At 66.5% G+C, this 14,681-nt stretch carries 13 protein-coding genes, 1 tRNA gene and 1 pseudogene; 14 read left to right on the forward strand and 1 reads right to left on the reverse strand.

All coding sequences use genetic code 11. The features are described 5' to 3' along the window. Window positions 1-2 precede the first annotated feature (2 nt). The 7 genes and pseudogenes from hflK to BLR75_RS27405 all read left to right on the forward strand — a co-directional run bounded on the left by hflK (window position 3) and on the right by BLR75_RS27405 (window position 6,981). The gene (gene hflK, locus BLR75_RS21515) at window positions 3-1,169 is read left to right on the forward strand and encodes an FtsH protease activity modulator HflK (protein ID WP_084314003.1); all 1,167 of its coding nucleotides are present in this window, start codon (window positions 3-5) and stop codon (window positions 1,167-1,169) included. After that, on the forward strand, window positions 1,169-2,038 hold the full coding sequence (hflC, locus tag BLR75_RS21520) for a protease modulator HflC (protein WP_084314004.1): 870 nt from the start codon (window positions 1,169-1,171) through the stop codon (window positions 2,036-2,038). The genes hflK and hflC overlap by 1 nt, the downstream gene beginning before the upstream one ends. Before the next feature lie 106 nt (window positions 2,039-2,144). Beyond that, complete coding sequence (locus BLR75_RS21525; protein ID WP_084314005.1) at window positions 2,145-2,330, forward strand: DUF2065 domain-containing protein; 186 nt, start codon at window positions 2,145-2,147, stop codon at window positions 2,328-2,330. A 31-nt stretch (window positions 2,331-2,361) separates the two neighbouring features. Next, entirely contained in the window at window positions 2,362-3,540 is a 1,179-nt protein-coding gene (locus BLR75_RS21530; protein WP_084314006.1) for an ATP phosphoribosyltransferase regulatory subunit, read from the forward strand. Window positions 3,541-3,609: 69 nt separating this feature from the next. Next, a complete protein-coding gene (locus BLR75_RS21535; RefSeq protein ID WP_084314007.1) occupies window positions 3,610-4,905 on the forward strand; it encodes an adenylosuccinate synthase in 1,296 nt (431 codons plus the stop codon). A gap of 957 nt (window positions 4,906-5,862) precedes the next feature. Continuing rightward, window positions 5,863-6,123 (forward strand): annotated as a pseudogene (locus tag BLR75_RS27400) (HAMP domain-containing protein); the annotation flags it as partial. Next, window positions 6,097-6,981 carry a methyl-accepting chemotaxis protein gene (locus BLR75_RS27405; RefSeq protein WP_371858144.1) on the forward strand — a complete coding sequence of 295 codons (885 nt, stop codon included), beginning with the start codon at window positions 6,097-6,099 and terminating at the stop codon, window positions 6,979-6,981. The pseudogene BLR75_RS27400 and the gene BLR75_RS27405, both read left to right, overlap by 27 nt. A 97-nt stretch (window positions 6,982-7,078) precedes the next feature. Here the strand turns inward: BLR75_RS27405 and BLR75_RS21545 are convergent. After that, a tRNA-Leu gene (locus tag BLR75_RS21545) sits at window positions 7,079-7,165 on the reverse strand. Between the two features lie 205 nt (window positions 7,166-7,370). On the opposite strand from BLR75_RS21545, the gene rnr reads away from it, so the two are divergent. The 7 genes from rnr (at window position 7,371) to dnaB (ending at window position 14,645) form a co-directional block, all read left to right on the forward strand. After that, window positions 7,371-10,082 carry a ribonuclease R gene (gene rnr, locus BLR75_RS21550; RefSeq protein WP_084314009.1) on the forward strand — a complete coding sequence of 904 codons (2,712 nt, stop codon included), beginning with the start codon at window positions 7,371-7,373 and terminating at the stop codon, window positions 10,080-10,082. Beyond that, window positions 10,079-10,831: a 23S rRNA (guanosine(2251)-2'-O)-methyltransferase RlmB gene (gene rlmB / locus BLR75_RS21555; protein WP_084314010.1), complete on the forward strand. Its 753-nt coding sequence runs from the start codon at window positions 10,079-10,081 to the stop codon at window positions 10,829-10,831. Before rnr ends, rlmB begins: the two co-directional genes overlap by 4 nt. Before the next feature lie 259 nt (window positions 10,832-11,090). Then, window positions 11,091-11,501, forward strand: a complete 411-nt coding sequence (rpsF, locus tag BLR75_RS21560; RefSeq protein WP_084314011.1) for a 30S ribosomal protein S6 — start codon at window positions 11,091-11,093, stop codon at window positions 11,499-11,501. Window positions 11,502-11,530: 29 nt separating this feature from the next. Continuing rightward, window positions 11,531-11,761, forward strand: coding sequence for a 30S ribosomal protein S18 (rpsR, locus tag BLR75_RS21565; RefSeq protein ID WP_003095634.1), 231 nt, complete (start codon window positions 11,531-11,533; stop codon window positions 11,759-11,761). Window positions 11,762-11,797: 36 nt separating this feature from the next. Further along, window positions 11,798-12,667, forward strand: coding sequence for a hypothetical protein (locus tag BLR75_RS21570; protein ID WP_084314012.1), 870 nt, complete (start codon window positions 11,798-11,800; stop codon window positions 12,665-12,667). Window positions 12,668-12,688: 21 nt separating this feature from the next. Further along, window positions 12,689-13,135, forward strand: a complete 447-nt coding sequence (gene rplI / locus BLR75_RS21575; RefSeq protein WP_084314013.1) for a 50S ribosomal protein L9 — start codon at window positions 12,689-12,691, stop codon at window positions 13,133-13,135. Between the two features lie 115 nt (window positions 13,136-13,250). Then, window positions 13,251-14,645, forward strand: a complete 1,395-nt coding sequence (dnaB, locus tag BLR75_RS21580; protein ID WP_084314014.1) for a replicative DNA helicase — start codon at window positions 13,251-13,253, stop codon at window positions 14,643-14,645. Window positions 14,646-14,681: the final 36 nt, after the last annotated feature.

Consider the following 14,681-nt stretch of genomic DNA (forward strand, 5'->3'; position numbering starts at 1 on the left):
CTATGGCCTGGAATGAGCCGGGTGACAACAAGAACGACCAGGACCCATGGGGCGGTCGCCGTGGCGGCGGTCGCCAGGGTCCGCCTGACCTGGACGAGGCGTTCCGCAAGCTGCAGGACAGCCTGAACGGTATCTTCGGCAAGAAGCGCAGTGGCGGGGGCTTCGGCTCCGGTGGCGGCAAGGGTGGCAGCCTGGGCATCTTCGGCATCGGCCTGGCCGTGCTCGCCGTGCTCTGGCTGTACAACGCCGTCTACGTGGTCGACGAACAGGAGCAGGCAGTCATCCTGCGCTTCGGCAAGTACCACGAGACGGTCGGTCCCGGCCTGAACATCTACTTCCCGCCGATCGACAAGAAGTTCCAGGAGAACGTCACCCGCGAGCGCGCCTACAGCAAGCAGGGGCAGATGCTCACCGAGGACGAGAACATCGTCGAAGTGCCGCTCACCGTGCAGTACAAGATCAGCAACCTGCAGGACTTCGTGCTCAACGTCGACCAGCCGGAAGTCAGTCTGCAGCACTCCACCGAGAGCGCCCTGCGCCACGTGGCCGGCTCCACCACCATGGACCGCATCCTCACCGAGGGCCGCGAGCAGATGGCTACCGAGGTTCACGAGCGTCTGCAGCGCTTCCTCGATACCTACCGGACCGGCATCACCGTGACCCAGGTGAACATCCAGAGCGCCGCGGCGCCGCGCGAGGTGCAGGAAGCGTTCGACGACGTGATCCGCGCCCGCGAGGACGAGCAGCGCGAGAAGAACCAGGCCGAGGCCTACGCCAACGGCGTGGTTCCGGAAGCGCGCGGTCAGGCGCAGCGCATCATCGAGGAAGCCAACGGCTACCGCGACGAGGTGGTTGCCCGGGCCCAGGGTGAGGCGGACCGCTTCACCAAGCTGGCCACGGAATACCGCAAGGCTCCGGACGTCACCCGCGAGCGTCTGTACATCGACACCATGCAGGAAGTCCTGAGCCAGACCAGCAAGGTCCTGGTCACCGGCCAGCAGGGGCAGAACAATCTGCTCTACCTGCCGCTGGACAAGATGATGACCGGTGGCCGCAGCTCCTCCAGCGCGAGCGCTGCGCCCAGCAGTACCAGCAGCACGCCGGATCTCGGCTCGCGGGTGGCTAACGACCTGCAGCAGCGCGATCCGCGTTCCAGGGAGAGTCGCTGATGAGTAACAAGTCTCTGATCACCCTGATCGCGGGCGTGGTCGTTGCCGTGGTCCTGTGGAGCTCGGTGTACGTGGTCCAGCAGACCGAGCGCGCCGTATTGCTGCGCTTCGGCCGCGTGGTCGATTCCGATGTGAAGCCGGGCCTGCACTTCAAGATTCCGTACGTCAACCAGGTGCGGAAGTTCGACGGACGCCTGCTGACCCTGGACTCGCCGACCCAGCGCTTCCTCACGCTGGAGAAGAAGGCGGTGATGGTGGATGCCTTCGCCAAGTGGCGGGTGGCCGATGCCGAGCGCTTCTACACCGCGACGTCCGGCCTCAAGCAGGTCGCCGACGAGCGCCTGTCGCGGCGTCTCGAAGCCGGCCTGCGCGACCAGTTCGGCAAGCGCACCCTGCACGAGGTGGTGTCCGGCGAGCGCGATGCGCTGATGGCCGACATCACCGCCTCGCTCAACCGCATGGCGCAGAAGGAACTGGGCATCGAGGTGCTCGACGTCCGGGTGAAGGCCATCGACCTGCCGAAGGAAGTCAACCGCAGCGTGTTCGACCGCATGAGCACCGAGCGTGAGCGCGAGGCCCGCGAGCATCGTGCGAAAGGCCGCGAACTGGCCGAAGGCATTCGCGCCGACGCCGACCGTCAGCGCCGCGTGCTGCTGGCCGAGGCCTATCGCGAGGCGGAAGAAACCCGCGGTGACGGCGATGCCAAGGCGGCGGGGATCTACGCCCGCGCCTACAGCCAGGACCCCGAGTTCTATGCCTTCACCCGTAGCCTGAAGGCCTACCGCGAAAGCTTCGCGGACAAGAAGGACATGCTGGTGCTCGATCCCGACAGCGAGTTCTTCCGTTATCTGGAGAAGTCTAGGCAGTGAGTGCGTTCTCCGGCGGGCGGTGCCGCCCGCCGGAGAAAACGTGTTATCATGGGTCAGCCGGGAAATCCCGGCTTTTTTGCGTCCGCGAGATTCATGTACGAGAGCCATGTGGCAGGAATTCGGCAAAGCGCTCTGTCTGTTGCTGGTGCTGGAAGGCATCCTTCCATTCCTGTATCCGCGTGGCTGGCGCGACGCCGTGAGCGGGCTCGGTCGCCTGAGCGACCGCAGTCTGAGACTCATCGGGCTGGGCAGCATGCTGCTCGGCACCATCCTTCTTTACTGCATTCATTGAATTGCCGCCCGGCTGAAAGGGGAGAGGCGACATGGCAACGGTAGACCGCTGGCTGCTGCCAGATGGAATCGAAGAAGTGCTGCCACCGGAGGCGGCGCGCGTCGAAGCAGCCCGCCGTCAGGTGCTGGACCTGTTCCAGCGCTGGGGCTACGAATTCGTCGTCACCCCGCATATCGAATACCTGGAGTCCCTGCTGACCGGCGCTTCCGACGACCTGGACCTGCGCACCTTCAAGGTGACCGATCCGGCGTCCGGGCGCCTGATGGGTTTCCGTGCCGACATCACGCCGCAGGTCGCGCGGATGGATGCGCACAGCCTGCACCGCGAGGGCCCGAGCCGCCTGTGCTACGCCGGCAGCGTGCTGCATGCCCGCCCGCGCGCGCTGGCGACTTCGCGCAGCCCGATCCAGCTGGGTGCGGAGCTTTACGGCGATGCCAGCCTGAACAGCGACGTCGAGGTGATCAGCCTGATGCTCGAGATGCTCGAGCTGGCCCAGGTGCCGGCTGTGCACATGGACCTCGGCCACGTCGGCATCTATCGCGGCCTGGCCCGCGCCGCCGGCCTGTCCGGCGAAACCGAGCAACTGCTGTTCGACGCCCTGCAGCGCAAGGCGGTGGACGAAGTCGCCGCGCTGACCGAGGGCCATCCGGCCGACCTCGCCGGCATGCTCCGCGCGCTGGCCGAGCTGTGCGGCGGCCGTGAAGTCTTCGCTCAGGCCCGCGAATGCCTGGGCGGCGCGCCGCAGCCGGTGCTGGACGCGCTGGCCGAGCTGGAAAGCATCGCCGATGCGCTGACCGCGCGCTTCCCGGAGTTGCCGCTGTACTTCGATCTCGGCGAGCTGCGCGGCTATCACTATCACACCGGCGTGGTCTTCGCCGCGTTCGTGCCGGGCGTGGGCGAATCCATCGCCCAGGGCGGACGCTACGACGATATCGGCGCCGATTTCGGCCGCGCGCGTCCGGCCACCGGCTTCTCCACCGATCTGAAGACGCTGGTGACGCTGGGCCAGGCGCAGCTCGACCAGCCGCGTAGCGGCATCTGGGCGCCCGCCGATGGCGCCGGATTGTGGCAGGCGGTGCAACGGCTGCGCCGCGACGGCCAGCGCGTGGTGCAGGCGCTGCACGGGCAGGATGCCGCTTCTGCGCGCGAGGCGGGCTGCGACCGGCAGCTGCTGCAGCGCGATGGCAATTGGCAGGTGCTGCCGCTCTGAACGAGCGCGGCATCCAGAGTTTCCGCCGGCTGCGGCCGGCATCGAACATCCACGATGGGGACGAGAGTTATGGGTAAGAATGTCGTAGTCCTGGGCACCCAGTGGGGTGATGAGGGCAAGGGCAAGATCGTCGACTTGCTCACCGACCAGGCTGCTGCCGTTGTGCGCTACCAGGGTGGCCACAATGCCGGCCACACGTTGGTGATCGACGGTGAGAAGACCGTTCTGCACCTGATTCCGTCGGGCATCCTGCGCGAAGGTGTGCAGTGCCTGATCGGCAACGGCGTGGTGCTGGCGCCGGACGCGCTGCTGAAGGAAATCGCCAAGCTGGAAGAGAAGGGCGTACCGGTGCGCGAGCGCCTGCGCATCAGCCCGTCCTGCCCGCTGATCCTGTCCTTCCACGTCGCCCTCGACCAAGCGCGCGAGAAGGCCCGCGGCGACGCCAAGATCGGCACCACCGGCCGCGGCATCGGCCCGGCCTACGAGGACAAGGTGGCCCGTCGCGGCCTGCGCGTCGCCGACCTGTTCCATCGCGAACGCTTCGCCGCCAAGCTCGGCGAGCTGCTGGACTACCACAACTTCGTCCTGCAGAACTACTACAAGGAGCCGGCCATCGACTTCCAGAAGACCCTGGAAGAGTGCATGGGCTATGCCGAGCAGCTGGAGCCGATGCTGGCCGACGTCACCGCGACCCTGCACAACCTGCGCCGCGCCGAAGAGAACATCATGTTCGAAGGCGCCCAGGGGTCGCTGCTGGACATCGACCACGGCACCTATCCGTTCGTGACCAGCTCCAACACCACCGCCGGCGGCACCGCCACCGGTTCGGGCTTCGGTCCGCTGTACCTCGACTACATCCTCGGCATCACCAAGGCCTACACCACCCGCGTGGGTTCCGGCCCGTTCCCGACCGAGCTGTTCGATGACGTCGGCGCGCACCTGGCCAAGAAGGGTCACGAGTTCGGCGCCACCACCGGCCGTGCCCGCCGTTGCGGCTGGTTCGACGCGGTGATCCTGCGTCGCGCCATCGAGATCAACAGCCTCTCCGGCCTGTGCCTGACCAAGCTGGACGTGCTCGACGGCCTGGAAACCATCCGCCTGTGCACCGGCTACAAGAACGCCGCCGGCGAGTTGCTGGTGGATGCGCCGACCGACGCCGACAGCTACATCGGCCTGCAGCCGGTGTACGAGGACATGCCGGGCTGGAGCGAATCCACCGTCGGCGCCCAGTCGCTGGACGAGCTGCCGGTCAACGCCCGCAACTACATCAAGCGCGTGGAAGAGCTGGTCGGCGCGCCGGTCGACATCATCTCCACCGGCCCGGATCGCAACGAGACCATCATCCTGCGTCATCCGTTCGGCTGATTCCTCTCGCCGTACCTGCAACGGGCCGCTCATGCGGCCCGTTGTCGTTTCGGGATGGCGAATTCCGGTGACGGCACGGCCCTTGCTGGCGAATCGGATCGGCGCATTTCGCGTCATGAATCCGTTACCGTTGGAGGCACCGTGTCCGCCGTCCTTTCCCTGTTGCGCAGCCGTCTGCTGCGCCCCGTGTTCATCGCCCTCGGCATCGCGCTGCTGGTGCAACTGCTGATCGCGCTGTGGCTTACCCGCAGCACCGTCGACCATCTGGTGGAGGATCTTGGTGCGCGCCTGGGTGGCGAGTCGCAGAACCTCGCTGGCGAGCTGGAGCGGGCCGGCAAGGAATTGTCGTCCGGCCTGGGCGAGCTTTCCGCGAACACCCGCGAGCGCCTGGGCGCGGCACTGACCGCGCGCCTGGAAGCGGAGCGCGGCGAATTGCGCCAGAGCCTGGAGCAGGGGCTGCGGCAGTCGGCGGACCAGCTCGCCCAGCTGCTCGCCGCGGTGGCGCCCAAGGCGATGTGGGACAACGACGTGCCCACGCTTTCGGAATACGCCAGGCGCTCGCAGGCCAATCCGAGCGTGCTCTTCGTGGTCTACGACGACCCGCAGGGGCAGCATCTGACCCGCTACCTGAACCGCCAGGACCCGCGCATCCAGGCCCTGCTCGCCAAGGGCAAGGGCGAGCGCGCGCTGGACAAGGTGCTGGAGGCGGCGGCGCACGACGACTCGGTGATCCTGGTCAACGCGCCGATCAGTCCGAACGGGGTGCTGATCGGCACCGTGCGCCTGGGCATGTCGACCGAGGATATCGACCGGCAGATACAGGCCCTGGACATTCGCTTCTCCGCGCTGATCGCCAGCGGCGACCAACTGGTGGCGGAAAGCCTCGCCAGCGCCGCCGCCGACAGCAGTGCGGCGCTGGGCGCGCGGCTGCAGTCGGCCCGCCAGGTGGCCGCCGGCATGAGCGAGAGTGCCCGTGGTGCGGTGGAGGATTCCGCCAGCAGCCTGCGCTGGCGCATCGGCGCGGGACTGGTGCTGGTCGGGCTGGGCGTGCTGCTGGTGCTGGCGCTGGTCCTCGGCCGTCGCGTGGTCAGCCGGTTGCGCCTGCTGATCGATGCGCTGAACGACCTGGCGGCCGGGGAGGGCGACCTGACCCGCAGGGTGCGTCTGGACAGCCGTGACGAAGTGGGCGAGATGGCGGCGGCGGTCAACCGCTTCGTCGACAAACTGCAGCCCATCGTCCGCGAGGCCGGCCAGGTGGCGCAGCGCACCGGCACGGAAATCGCCGCCCTGGCGTCGCGCAGCGCCAGCGCCGAGGCGGCTGCGGATCGCCAGCGCAACGAGGTGGCCGGCAGTCTGGAGGCGTTGTCGGGAATGGCCGCCGAGGCGGCAGTGGAAAGCCGGGCCATGCAGGACGCGCTGAACCGGGTGGCGGCCATCCGCAAGGCGGCGAACGACAACGCGGCCATTGCGCGGAATGTCGGCGGGCTGATCGAAACCCTGGAGGCGCGGGTGCAGAACGGCGCCGGCGTGATCGAGCGGCTGGCGCAGCAGAGCGAGCAGATCGAGGTGGTGCTGTCGGTGATCCACGGTATCGCCGAACAGACCAATCTGCTGGCGCTCAACGCCGCCATCGAGGCGGCCCGCGCCGGCGAGAGCGGGCGCGGTTTCGCCGTGGTCGCCGACGAGGTGCGCGCGCTGGCGAGCAAGACCCAGCAGTCCACCGGCGATATCCAGGCGCATATCGGCGCCCTGCAGGCCGGCGCGCGCGAGGCGGTGGAAGCCATCGGCCAGGCGCGCGAACAGGCTGCCCAGGGGCTGGCCGCGCTGCTCGACAGCGAGCGTCTGCAGCGCGAGGTGCAGCAGGCGGTGGAGGAAGTGCATGGCGCCATCGAGTCGGCGGCACGAGCGGCCGAGCAGCAGGCGGAAGGCGCGGTGGCGGTGCGCGGCCGGGTGGAGGTGATCCACGCCGAAGCCAGTCGCGCGGCCGAAGCGGTGGCGGAGACGGCGGGTAGCGGGCGGGTGCTGGACGACCTGGCGGCCCAGTTGCGCGCCAGTCTCGGTCAGTTCAAGGCCTGAAATAGGGGAGGGCGCAGCCTTGCGGTTGCGCCCTCGCCGGAGTTTCCGGATCGCAGAAAGCACAAAGCCGAGCAGTGCTCGGCTTTGTGCTTGAAGATGGTGCCCAGGAGAAGACTCGAACTTCCACGGTGTTGCCACCGCTAGGACCTGAACCTAGTGCGTCTACCAATTCCGCCACCTGGGCACTGGAGTCGATGATTGCTCATCGTTTCCGTGTTACAACGTCTCAGCGACGCTGTGGGCGCGAACTATAAAGAGCCCCTTTCCGCTTGTAAACCCCTGATGCGATAAAAAATTTATTCAGGGGCAAAGCTGACCGACGAGCGGATTTCGCGCTTCAATAGGTATATGACGACCTTACTAATGAACGAAAAGGTGATTTCACCCTGATGGCCGATTGGCAAAACCTCGACCCCGAGGCCGCCCGCGAGGCGGAAAAATACGAAAACCCCATTCCCAGCCGCGAACTGATCCTGGCGCATCTCGCCGAACGCGGCGCGCCCGCCACCCGGGCGCAACTGATAGAAGAGTTCGGCCTGCACGGCGAGGAGCCTGAAGAGGCACTGCGCCGCCGCCTGCGCGCCATGGAGCGCGACGGCCAGCTTATCTATACCCGCCGCGGCGCCTACGCGCCGGTGGACAAGCTCGACCTGATCCGCGGCCGCATCTCCGGCCATCGCGACGGCTTCGGCTTCCTCATCCCGGACGACGGCAGCGATGACCTGTTCCTCAGCCCGGCGCAGATGCGCCTGGTGTTCGACGGCGACCGCGCGCTGGCACGGGTATCCGGCTTCGACCGCCGCGGCCGCCGCGAAGGCGCGCTGGTGGAAGTGATCGAGCGCGCCCACGAGATCATCGTCGGCCGCTACTTCGAGGAGAGCGGCATCGGCACGGTGGTCGCCGACAATCCGAAGATCCAGCAGGAAGTGCTGATCCCGCCGGGCAAGAGCGGCAAGGCCAAGCACAACCAGTTCGTCCAGGTGCGCATCGACGTCTGGCCGAGCGTGCACCGCCAGGCCCAGGGCGAGGTGGTCGAGGTGCTCGGCGACTACATGGCGCCGGGCATGGAGATCGAAGTCGCGCTGCGCAGCTACGACATTCCGCACGTCTGGCCGCAGGGCGTGGAGAAGGAGGCGGCCAGGCTCAAGCCGGAAGTGGCGGAGAAGGACAAGGAGAAGCGCGTCGACCTGCGCGCCCTGCCGTTCGTCACCATCGATGGCGAGGACGCCCGCGACTTCGACGACGCGGTATTCGCCGAGAAACGCAAGGGTGGCGGCTGGAGGCTGTATGTCGCCATCGCCGACGTCTCGCACTATGTGAAGGTCGGCTCGGCGCTGGACGAGGAAGCGGCCAGGCGCGGCAACTCGGTGTATTTCCCCGAGCGGGTCATCCCGATGCTGCCGGAAATTCTCTCCAACGGCCTCTGTTCGCTGAACCCACTGGTCGACCGGCTCGCCATGGTCTGCGAGATGAGCCTGTCCAGGGCCGGCAAGCTGACCGGCTACCAGTTCTACGAGGCGGTGATCCACTCCCACGCGCGGCTCACCTACACCAAGGTCAGCCAGTACCTGGAGACGCCTGACAGCCCCGGTGCCGAGCATCTGAAGAAACAGTTGCCGAACGTGGTGCCGCATCTGGACACGCTCTATGCGCTGTACAAGGTGCTGCTGGCGGCGCGGCATAGCCGCGGGGCAATCGATTTCGAGACCCAGGAGACGCGCATCGTCTTCGGCGCCGACCGCAAGATCTCGGAAATCCGCCCGACCCAGCGCAACGACGCGCACAAGCTGATCGAGGAATGCATGCTGGCGGCCAACGTCGCCACCGCCAAGTTCCTCGAGAAGCACGAGATTCCCGCGCTGTACCGGGTCCACGACGGCCCGCCGCAGGAAAAGCTGAACAACCTGCGCCAGTTCCTCGGCGAACTCGGTCTGACCCTGTACCGCGGCAAGGGCGAACCGACCCCGGCGGACTACCAGGCGCTGCTGGAGAAGGTCCAGGGCCGTCCGGACTTCCAGCTGATCCAGACGGTGATGCTGCGTTCCCTCAGCCAGGCGGTGTACGCCCCGGAGAACCATGGCCACTTCGGCTTGAACTACGAGGCCTACACCCACTTCACCTCGCCAATCCGCCGCTATCCGGACCTGCTGGTGCACCGCGCGATCCGCAGCCTGGTCCGCTCCAAGCGGCAGTCCGAGCATGTCCAGCGCGTCGGCGCGGCGAGCATGCCGAAGGCGCGCATCTATCCCTACGACGAGCCGCGCCTGGAGCAGCTTGGCGAGCAGTGCTCGATGACCGAGCGGCGCGCCGACGAGGCGACCCGCGACGTGGTCAACTGGCTGAAGTGCGAATACATGCGCGAGCGGGTAGGCGAGACCTTCCCCGGCGTGATCACCGCGGTGACCGGCTTCGGCATCTTCGTCGAGCTGACCGACATCTATGTGGAGGGTCTGGTGCACGTCACCGCGCTGCCGGGCGACTACTACCACTTCGACCCGGTGCACCACCGCCTGGCCGGCGAGCGCACCGGTCGCAGCTTCCGCCTCGGCGATACCACCGAAGTGGTGGTGGCGCGGGTCGACCTGGACGAGCGCAAGATCGATTTCGAACTGGCCGACAACGTGCTCAGCGCACCGATCGGCCGGCGCAAGCGCGACGACAGGGCGCCGGAGAAGAAGGCTGCCAAGGGGCGCAAGGGCAAGGTCCGCGAGGAACCCGCCCCGGCCGCCCGGACGCCGGACCCGGCTCCCGCCGTCCAGCCGCGCAAGCGCAAGGTCGGCACGGTGCAGGCACTGCCGGCGGTGGCGCCGGAAATGCTCGCCCAGGCCGAGGAAATGCTCGGCAATACCGATGTGCAGCGCAGCCGCGCGCTGAAGCAGTCGCTGCTGGCGGAGGCGCGGACGGGCAGCAAGCCGGCCGGAAAAGGCAAGGGCAAGGCCGCCAATGCCAAGCCGAAGGGCGCGGACCAGCCCAAGGCGAAGGCTCCGGCCGCCGGCAAGCCGGCCAAGTCCGGCAAGCATCGCAAGGGGCCTTCCAGGCCGAAAGCCGAATCCGGCGCCGCCAAGGGCGGTGCAGTCCGCAAGCGTAAGGTCAAGTCATGAGTCAGTGGGAAAGGGTCTACGGCGTGCACGCCGTGGAGGCGTTGCTGCGCCATCATCCGAAGCGGGTCAAGCAGCTGTGGCTGGCCGAAGGCCGCCATGATCCGCGGGTACAGGCGCTGGTCGAGCTGGCCGGCAAGGTTCGCGTGCCGGTCGGCACCCGCGAGCGCAAGGAACTCGACGAGTGGGCCGAAGGCGTGCACCAGGGCGTGGTCGCCGAGGTCAGCCCGAGCCAGGTGTGGGGCGAGAACATGCTCGACGAGCTGCTCGAACGCACGCCGGGTCCCGCCTTGCTGCTGGCGCTGGACGGTGTGACCGACCCGCACAACCTCGGCGCCTGCCTGCGCACCGCCGATGCCGCCGGCGCCCTGGCGGTGATAGTGCCGAAGGACAAGTCGGCCACGCTCAACGCCACGGTGCGCAAGGTCGCCTGCGGCGCTGCCGAGGTGATCCCGCTGGTGGCGGTGACCAACCTCGCGCGCACCCTGGAAAAACTCCAGCAGCGCGGCCTGTGGGTGGTCGGTACCGCCGGCGAGGCGACCCAGACCCTCTACGAGCTCGATCTCACCGGGCCGACCGTGCTGGTGATGGGCGCCGAGGGCAAGGGCATGCGCCGGCTGACCCGCGAGCACTGCGACTACCTCGCCAGGCTGCCGATGGGCGGCAGCGTCAGCAGCCTGAACGTGTCGGTGGCGACGGGCGTGTGCCTGTTCGAGATCGTCCGGCAGCGCCAGCTCAAGACCGGCGCTTAGCTTTGTTCTGGTAGGAGCGAGCTTGCTCGCGAACGGCGCCGGCCCCGTGCTCGCCCGGTTCGCGAGCAAGCTCGCTCCTACGAAGAACCCCCGCTCCATCTGTACAAATAATCGTCAATTGCCTTGCGCCACCTTCCCCCCTTCTCTAGAATGTCGCCCCTTGCCGTCCGGGCAGGTATTCGCACGCCGGCAAGTCAATTAGACATTCACTCCTTGCCTGACCGCATCGTCGGCAGGCTGCAACCCGTAAGGAGCATTTATGCGTCATTACGAAATCGTGTTCCTGGTTCACCCGGACCAGAGCGAACAAGTCGGTGGCATGGTCGAGCGTTACACCAAGGCCATCGAAGAAGACGGTGGCAAGGTTCACCGCCTGGAAGACTGGGGCCGTCGTCAGCTGGCTTACGCCATCAACAACGTGCACAAGGCTCACTACGTTCTGATGAACGTCGAGTGCACCGCCAAGGCCCTGGCCGAGATGGAAGACAACTTCCGCTACAACGACGCCGTGATCCGTAACCTGGTGATCCGTCGCGACGAGGCCGTCACCGGCCAGTCCGAAATGCTGAAGGCCGAGGAAAGCCGCAACGAGCGCCGCGAGCGCCGTGAACGCCCCGAATCCAACGAGTCCGCTGACGGCGAAGACAGCCGCGACAGCGCTGACGAGTAATCACGGACCAGTATTGAGGAGCCAATTCCATGGCACGTTTCTTCCGTCGTCGTAAGTTCTGCCGTTTCACCGCTGAAGGCGTGAAAGAGATCGATTACAAAGATCTGAACACCCTGAAGGCCTACGTTTCCGAAACCGGCAAGATCGTTCCGAGCCGCATCACCGGCACCAAGGCCAAGTACCAGCGTCAGCTGGCCACCGCTATCAAGCGCGCCCGCTACCTGGCCCTGCTTCCCTACACCGACAGCCACGGCCGTTGAGATCGGGCAGTCGACACGAGGTAATGGATAGATCGCATGCGCGCATTGGCTGAATTCGTCATGCGAGGCCGCATGCAGGCGACCCTTGTGGTCGTCGCAGCCGCGGTGCTGCAGCCGTTGTTCTGGCTGGGCGCCGCAGCAGGCAGTCTGGTGCTGTTGCGCCGCGGGGCGAGCGATGCCATCGGCATCATCGCCTGGGCGATGCTCCCGGCACTGGCCTGGTGGTACCTGGGTGATCCCAGCGTTTCGCTGGTTCTGGTGGGTAGTGCGGTGCTGGCGCAGGTTCTGCGCAACGGCGCGCCCTGGAACCGGGTGATGCTGGCGAGCGTCGGGCTCGGCGTGGTGTTCGCACTGCTGCTGAGCACGGTATCGGCGGGGTTGATCGAAAGCCTTGCGGAAGCTTTCCGCAAGATGCTGCCGCAAGTCCTGTCGGAGGCGCAGCTTCCGGCGGAACAGCAGGCAAGCCTGCAGGCGGAGATGGTCCCGGCCATCACCGGCCTGATGGCGGCATCGCTGCAATCGATCAGCCTGTTGTGCCTGATGCTGGCGCGCTACTGGCAGGCCGCGCTGTACAACCCGCAAGGGTTCGGCCGCGAGTTCCGCGCCCTGCGCCTGTCGCCGGCTACGGCTATCGGGCTGCTGCTGGGCGTGCTGGTACTGCCGTTGCTCGGTCCGCAGGCCACGGTGCTGGCGCCGATCTGCGCCGTGCCGCTGCTGTTCGCCGGGCTGGCGCTCGGTCATGGGCTGGTGGCGCTGAAGCGTCTGCCGGGACCCTGGCTGGTGCTGCTGTACCTGCTGGTGCTGCTGCTGGGAAATGTGATCTGTCTTGTCGCCGTGGTCGACAGTCTGTTTGATTTTCGTGGTCGCCTGGCCCGTCGCCAGGGGCCCACGAACGGTGAAGGTTAAAAGTTAAGAGGTAAGACTCAAATGGAAGTCATCCTGCTGGAAAAGATCGCCAAACTGGGCAACCTGGGCGACAAGCTGAACGTAAAGGGCGGTTACGCCCGTAACTACCTGCTGCCGCAGGGCAAGGCCACCGCTGCTACCGCTGCCAACGTCGCTGCGTTCGAAGAGCGCCGCGCCGAGCTGGAAAAGGCCGCTGCCGAGAAGAAGGCTGATGCCGAAGCTCGCGCTGCCCAACTGGCCGAGCTGATCGTCACCATCGGCGCTCACGCCGGTGACGAAGGCAAGCTGTTCGGCTCGATCGGCACCCGCGACATCGCCGAAGCGGTATCCGCTGCCGGCTACCCGCTGGAAAAGGCCGAAGTGCGCCTGCCCAACGGCCCGCTGCGTACCGTTGGCGAGTACAACGTCGAAGTGCAACTGCACACCGACGTCGAAAGCACTCTGCACGTGGTCGTGGTCGCCGAGTAAGCGATCCGTCGCTGGGCTGATGCATTCCACTGCAGCAGTCCGCTAACATCGGGCGCGGCCCCTCCGGGTGCCGCGCCCTTTGTTTTTCTGCCTTCCTCATTTATCCAGCGAGCCCATGACCGACATCACCCTCCCCGAGCAGTACGACCTGGAAACGGCCGCCCTCAAGGTTCCGCCGCATTCGATCGAAGCCGAGCAATCGGTGCTGGGCGGTTTGATGCTGGACAACAACGCCTGGGAGCGGGTGCTGGATGCGGTATCCGACGGCGACTTCTACCGTCACGACCACCGCCTGATCTTCCGGGCGATCTACAAGCTCGCCGAGCGCAACCAGCCGTTCGACGTGGTCACCCTGTCCGAGCAGTTGGACAAGGAAGGCCAGCTGTCGCAGGTCGGCGGCCTGGCCTATCTCGCCGAGCTGGCGAAGAACACGCCGTCGGTGGCGAACATCAAGGCTTATGCGAACATCATCCGCGAGCGCGCCACGTTGCGGCAACTGATCGGCATCAGCAGCGACATCGCCGACAGCGCCTTCAACCCGCAGGGGCGCAACGCCGAGGAAATCCTCGACGAGGCCGAGCGCAAGATCTTCGAGATCGCCGAGGCGCGGCCGAAGACCGGCGGCCCGGTGGGTATCGGCGACATCCTGGTGAAGACCATCGACCGGATCGACCACCTGTTCAACACCGCCGAGGCGCTGACCGGGATTTCCACCGGCTTCACCGACCTCGACGAGAAGACCAGCGGCCTGCAACCGGCGGACCTGGTGATCGTCGCCGGCCGTCCGTCCATGGGCAAGACCACCTTCGCCATGAACCTGGTGGAGAACGCCCTGATGCGCAGCGACAAGGCCATCCTGGTGTACTCCCTGGAAATGCCCTCCGACTCCATCGTGATGCGTATGCTCGCGTCGCTCGGCCGCATCGACCAGACCAAGGTGCGTTCGGGCAAGCTGGACGACGACGACTGGCCGCGCCTGACCTCGGCGGTGAACCTGCTCAGCGACCGCAAGCTGTTCATCGACGACACCGCCGGCATCTCGCCTTCGGAAATGCGCGCGCGTACCCGCCGCCTGGCCCGCGAGCACGGCGAAATCGGACTGATCATGGTCGACTACCTGCAGCTGATGCAGATTCCCGGTTCCGCCGGCGATAACCGCACCAACGAGATTTCCGAGATTTCCCGCTCGCTCAAGGCCCTGGCGAAGGAATTCAACTGTCCGGTGGTGGCGCTCTCGCAGCTCAACCGCTCGCTGGAACAGCGCCCCAACAAGCGCCCTGTGAACTCCGACCTGCGCGAATCCGGAGCGATCGAGCAGGACGCCGACGTGATCATGTTCGTCTACCGCGACGAGGTGTATCACCCGGAGACCGAGTTCAAGGGCGTGGCCGAAATCATCATCGGCAAGCAGCGTAACGGTCCCATCGGCACCGTGCGCGTGGCCTTCCTCGGTCGCTACAGCCGCTTCGAGAACCTCGCTCCGGGGATGTACAACTTCGAAGACGAATGAAGACGAACAAGGCTGGAGGCTGTGCGTAAGAGCTTG

Source organism: Pseudomonas jinjuensis, assembly GCF_900103845.1.
Taxonomy (GTDB): Bacteria; Pseudomonadota; Gammaproteobacteria; order Pseudomonadales; family Pseudomonadaceae; genus Pseudomonas; species Pseudomonas jinjuensis.

What these genes read in the sequence shown, in the direction of transcription:
- hflK (WP_084314003.1), top strand. Translation starts at nt 3, where the DNA reads ATGGCCTGGAATGAGCCGGGTGACAACAAGAACGACCAGGACCCATGG.
- hflC (WP_084314004.1), top strand. Translation starts at nt 1,169, where the DNA reads ATGAGTAACAAGTCTCTGATCACCCTGATCGCGGGCGTGGTCGTTGCC.
- BLR75_RS21525 (WP_084314005.1), top strand. Translation starts at nt 2,145, where the DNA reads ATGTGGCAGGAATTCGGCAAAGCGCTCTGTCTGTTGCTGGTGCTGGAA.
- BLR75_RS21530 (WP_084314006.1), top strand. Translation starts at nt 2,362, where the DNA reads ATGGCAACGGTAGACCGCTGGCTGCTGCCAGATGGAATCGAAGAAGTG.
- BLR75_RS21535 (WP_084314007.1), top strand. Translation starts at nt 3,610, where the DNA reads ATGGGTAAGAATGTCGTAGTCCTGGGCACCCAGTGGGGTGATGAGGGC.
- BLR75_RS27405 (WP_371858144.1), top strand. Translation starts at nt 6,097, where the DNA reads ATGGCGGCGGCGGTCAACCGCTTCGTCGACAAACTGCAGCCCATCGTC.
- rnr (WP_084314009.1), top strand. Translation starts at nt 7,371, where the DNA reads ATGGCCGATTGGCAAAACCTCGACCCCGAGGCCGCCCGCGAGGCGGAA.
- rlmB (WP_084314010.1), top strand. Translation starts at nt 10,079, where the DNA reads ATGAGTCAGTGGGAAAGGGTCTACGGCGTGCACGCCGTGGAGGCGTTG.
- rpsF (WP_084314011.1), top strand. Translation starts at nt 11,091, where the DNA reads ATGCGTCATTACGAAATCGTGTTCCTGGTTCACCCGGACCAGAGCGAA.
- rpsR (WP_003095634.1), top strand. Translation starts at nt 11,531, where the DNA reads ATGGCACGTTTCTTCCGTCGTCGTAAGTTCTGCCGTTTCACCGCTGAA.
- BLR75_RS21570 (WP_084314012.1), top strand. Translation starts at nt 11,798, where the DNA reads ATGCGCGCATTGGCTGAATTCGTCATGCGAGGCCGCATGCAGGCGACC.
- rplI (WP_084314013.1), top strand. Translation starts at nt 12,689, where the DNA reads ATGGAAGTCATCCTGCTGGAAAAGATCGCCAAACTGGGCAACCTGGGC.
- dnaB (WP_084314014.1), top strand. Translation starts at nt 13,251, where the DNA reads ATGACCGACATCACCCTCCCCGAGCAGTACGACCTGGAAACGGCCGCC.